At 57.6% G+C, this 4,638-nt stretch carries 3 protein-coding genes and 1 other annotated feature; of the genes, 2 read left to right on the forward strand and 1 reads right to left on the reverse strand.

Translation table 11 applies throughout. The annotated features are described in order from the left end of the window. Both I8N66_RS36075 and I8N66_RS36080 read left to right on the forward strand, forming a co-directional pair. Positions 1 to 1,232: glycosyltransferase (locus I8N66_RS36075; RefSeq protein ID WP_291165073.1), on the forward strand; the 1,232-nt coding region annotated here is incomplete at its 5' end. Between the two features lie 151 nt (positions 1,233 to 1,383). Beyond that, positions 1,384 to 2,838, forward strand: a complete 1,455-nt coding sequence (locus I8N66_RS36080; protein WP_291165077.1) for a TrkH family potassium uptake protein — start codon at positions 1,384 to 1,386, stop codon at positions 2,836 to 2,838. Positions 2,839 to 2,982: 144 nt separating this feature from the next. Here I8N66_RS36080 and I8N66_RS36085 read toward each other — a convergent pair whose 3' ends face one another. Continuing rightward, a complete protein-coding gene (locus I8N66_RS36085; RefSeq protein ID WP_291165080.1) occupies positions 2,983 to 4,470 on the reverse strand; it encodes a SulP family inorganic anion transporter in 1,488 nt (495 codons plus the stop codon). A 70-nt stretch (positions 4,471 to 4,540) separates the two neighbouring features. Beyond that, positions 4,541 to 4,596 (reverse strand) — a sequence feature (sul1 is cis-regulatory element that is thought to sense ions involved in sulfur or methionine metabolism; They are found in Alphaproteobacteria). Positions 4,597 to 4,638 lie beyond the last annotated feature (42 nt).

The raw sequence follows: 4,638 nt of genomic DNA on the forward strand, positions 1-4,638 counted from the left end.
GTATTCACGTTTATGGAGCGCGCTACGACGATGAACCCTACATCGCACTGGCCAGGAGGTTGCAGCTCAATGGTTATTCAGTCCAGCTAGCCGGACCGCGCCGCTTTACCCAGGTGGCATTGCGACATGGGGTGCTTTATGAGCCGTTGCCAGACGATCTGCTGGCACTTTCCGAGACGCACGAAGGCCGGCGCGCACTGGCCGCCGGGAGCTTGGCAAATGACCGTGTTGCGCATCGCATTCATGCGATCACTGACGATCTGCTTCAGAGTGAGTGGCGTGCGGCCCATACCTTTTGGCCCGACCTGATGGTCTACCACCCGAAGTCGATAGCATCGCCTCATATGGCGGAGCGTGTCGGCTGTCGTTCGATCATGTCGTCGCCTCTTCCTATCCTTACCCCAACATCGGCCTTTCCGACACCGAAAGTGCCTTTTCGAACGCTTGGTCCTCTCAACAGGTTGAGCCACACGGTAGCCGAGCAGCACTTCACGCGTCTGTTTCGCAAACCGATCCTGAAATGGAGGCGAAAAACGCTCGGACTGCCAGAGCGTCCACGCTTGCGTCACGCTCCCGATCGCAAGCTCTACGCCTATAGCCGGCATCTGGTGCCTGTTCCCAGAGATTGGGGCCGGCACATCCATGTCACCGGCGCGTGGTGGCTTGAGGAACCTGAACGCAGGCTCTCTGCTGAACTGGCAGCATTCCTGACGAGCGGCCCGCCGCCGGTCTACGTGGCGCTCGCCGGCATGCCCGAGGGGCTCGTTCACGACTTTGCTTTCACGGCGGTGAGGGCGGCGAGGATGGTTGGCAAGCGGGTGCTCCTTGCAACGGCAGGCGGACCGGTTGGTATCTTGCGATCATCCGAAGTGCTGGCCGTTGCTGACATGCCGCTGGACCAGGTTTTCACAAGGGCCGATATGATCTTTCATCATGGGGGAGCCGCAACTACAGCCGCGGCGCTGCGCGCCGGCAAGCCAAGCGCGATCTGTCCAGTCTTTAGCGAGGGGCATTTTTGGGCAAGGCGCGTTCACGATCTTGGCGCCGGGCCCCCTCCTGTTAAGGTGAAGCGCCTGTCGGTTGAGGGGATCGCGGTTTTAATGCACACGATGGACACCCCTTTTGTGCGGGAGAAGGTCCGTCAGCTGAGCTCTCAAATGCGCGACGAGGGCGGAATTGACGACGCCGTCCGAGTCATTGAACAACTGGAATGGAACAACTGGAATGGGTGAGAGGCTGACCGAACATTGGCGGGAACCAAGGCGAGGAGAATTGATGATCGGCCCGAAATTCCTACTCATGATTTGTCGTGCAGGCGGTGCTTTCCCAGCGCTCGGTTGATCCAAACGCGCCCCATTCATCACTTCTGGTCGAAGAGTAGTCATGTCACCGCAAGCCTATAGGTCAGCAGTCCATATATCTGCGATATTTGGGTTCTATTTGTCCTGCGCAATGCTGGTCCCGGCGTTTGCAGACTTTTACAGCGATCACCGAGACTGGATCGTCTTTGCACGCGCTAGCGCCTTTTGTGGCGTCTTCTTCGGTGCTGCTGCCTTGGCGACCCGGGATGTGCCGCCGCAGCTCAATCGAAAAATGGGTTTTCTGCTGGTGAATCTGCTTTGGGTGGTCTTCTCGCTCGTCGGCGCCGTTCCTCTATGGCTGTCGTCAAAAGATCTCAACCTGATGCAAGCGGTTTTCGAATCCGTATCCGCCGTCACAACGACCGGTTCGACGATCATGGTAGGGTTGGACCATGCCGCGCCTGGCGTGCTTCTCTGGCGGTCGATGCTGCAGTGGTTCGGCGGGATTGGCATTGTCGCGCTTGGCCTCTTCGTAATGCCCTTCTTGCGAGTGGGTGGAATATCATTTCTGCGGATGGAATCGTCCGATACGAACGAGAAGGTCTTTGCAAGGATTGCAACGTTCATGCGGGCGTTCGTGGTGATCTATGTAGTGATCACTTTGGCGTGCTCTGTTGCCTACCATCAATTCGGGATGACGCAGTTTGATGCGTTGAACCACGCAATGACGACAGTCGCGACCGGTGGGTTTTCGACGCATGATGCCTCGTTTGGGCACTATGACAGCGTGCCACTTCTGTGGGCATCGACCTTCTTCATGACCCTGTGCAGCATGCCATTTTCCGTGCTGATCCTCTTTGTGGTCAAACGCAGCACAACGGCCTTGAGGGATCCACAAATCCTAGTGTTTCTTGGCTACCTCGCGGTCATGGCAATGGCGCTGGCGGCCTATCATCGGGTTTACAACGGCGTGCCGTTTGAAATCGCCTTATCCCATTCCTTCTTCAATCTGGCATCGATTCTGTCGACATCGGGATATGCTAGCGAAGATTATACCTTATGGGGTCCCTTCGCCGTCGGCCTGGCATTTTTCGCGACATTTGCCGGCGGGTGTTCCGGCTCGACCGCAGGCGGGATTAAAGCCTACAGGTTCGTCATTCTATTGGGCGCAGTCAGGCCCTTGATCACGCAAATCCTTTACCCGAACAGTGTCACACCTGTGCGGTACGGAGGAGCGACTGTGGATCCAGAACTGCAACGAGCAGTGTTCCTTTTCTTTGCCGTGTTTATCGCGCTTTGGGCCTTCGGTACATTGGCGCTCGGAGCGCTCGGATATGACTTCATGACCGCGGCCTCTTCGGTCATCACGGCGCTGTCCAATGTTGGGCCGGGTGTGGGGCCTGTCGTCGGACCAGCGGGAAATTTCTCCACGATGTCTGATCCTGCGCTGGCTATCTTATCTGTGCTGATGATAATGGGACGCCTGGAGGTGATGACCGTCCTCGTATTGGTCTCCCCTTTTTTCTGGAGAAGTTGATCGCGGCGAGGACGCCCTCGGTCTTCGGGTTCTGATGGCAACAACGGCTCAGCGTCGGCCTGTCGTTTCCGCGCCGGATAGCCGGACCTTATGTCGCGACGGGTGTTGGAAGCGACGCGAAGCGGTTCCATTCATTCCGCATTCTTAGTGTATCGACGCGCTCGCGGCCCTGCGTTCATCCTTGTCGTGAAGGGCAAAGCGGTCAATCATGTCGGCGCTCGCCTCGTTGAAACCCAGTACCTCGACGTGGATTCCGGACTTGCGATACTTCATCACGATCTTATCAAGCGCGCCGACCGCTGTGATGTCCCAAAGATGCGCGCGATTGAGGTCGATGGTGATTTTGGAAACTTGCTCAGCGAAATCAAAGGCATGCACGAATTGCTCTGCGGAGGCGAAGAAGATCTGGCCCTCGACAAGATAGGTGACGCTTTCGAGCGAAGATTCCGCCTGGCGCGTCACGCGGAATAATCGTGAGACCTTTCCGGCAAAGAATATCCCCGAAAGCAGCACGCCGACGATCACACCCTTTGCAAGATCGTGCGTGGCAACGACCGTGACGACCGTTGCCAGCATCACGACCGACGAAGGCCAAGGGTGGCGCTTCAGGTCGACGAGCGATCGCCAGGAAAACGTCCCGATGGAAACCATGATCATCACGGCAACCAGAGCTGCCATCGGAATAATCCGCACGAGATCATCAAGCCCGACGATCAGGAACAGCAGGAAGGCGCCGGCAACGAATGTCGACAGACGCCCGCGGCCGCCCGATGACACATTGATGACCGACTGTCCAATCATCGCGCATCCGCCCATGCCGCCAATCAAGGCCGAGGCGATGTTGCCGGCTCCCTGGCCCACACATTCCTGGCTCTTGTTGCTTGGCGAGTCAGTCATGTCATCGACGATCTGCGCGGTCAGGAGCGATTCAAGAAGGCCGACAGCTGCCAGCGTCACCGAATAAGGCAGGATGATCCGCAATGTTTCCAAGGTGAACGGCACATCCGGAAAACTGAAGACCGGCAGTGCGTCGGGAAGCTCACCGAGATCGCCTACAGTCCGCAGATCCATCCCTGTGGACCAGGCAACGCAGGTGAGGACCGCAATTGCAACGAGTGGCGACGGGACCGCATTGGTGATGCGCGGGAAAACGTAGATAATCGCAAGTCCCCCGGCGATCATGAAGTATGTCTCAATTGATACGCCGACCAACTCCGGCAGTTGCGCCATGAAGATCAGGATCGCAAGAGCATTCACGAAACCCGTGATGACCGATCTTGAGACAAAGCGCATGACCCGGCCAAGCCTAAGGAATCCAGCGACGATTTGGATCAAGCCCATCAAGAGAGTGGCGGCGAAAAGATATTGCAGCCCATGCTCCTTGACGAGTGTGACCATCACGACCGCCGTTGCCGCCGTTGCCGCGGAGATCATGCCCGGCCGCCCACCGACAATGGCCGCCGCGCACGCAATTGCGAAAGAGGCATACAGACCCACTTTGGGATCGACGCCCGCGATAACCGAAAAGCCGATTGCTTCGGGGATAAGAGCGAGGGCGACGACGATGCCGGAAAGCACGTCGCCACGGATGTTGGAGAGCCACTCCCGGCGGTAGTTTGAAAGCATATTCATTCGGTGAAACGGATCACAATCGAAGGCAGCAAGCCGGACGCGATAGGTGAGGCTTTTAGCTGCGTTCATGTGTTGTCTGGCGGATCGGCGGCCAGAAGAGCCACCCGGATTCTCACCGGGTCCTTGTGGATGACGCTTGTTACCCCACGCGGTGCTGCGATGCAATGG

The organism is Ensifer sp. SSB1, assembly GCF_016652895.1.
Classification (GTDB): Bacteria; Pseudomonadota; Alphaproteobacteria; order Rhizobiales; family Rhizobiaceae; genus Ensifer.

Bases quoted from the DNA above. Each gene is read 5' to 3' on its own strand.
- I8N66_RS36080 (WP_291165077.1), top strand. From the start codon at position 1,384: ATGTCACCGCAAGCCTATAGGTCAGCAGTCCATATATCTGCGATATTT.
- I8N66_RS36085 (WP_291165080.1), bottom strand. From the start codon at position 4,470: ATGAATATGCTTTCAAACTACCGCCGGGAGTGGCTCTCCAACATCCGT.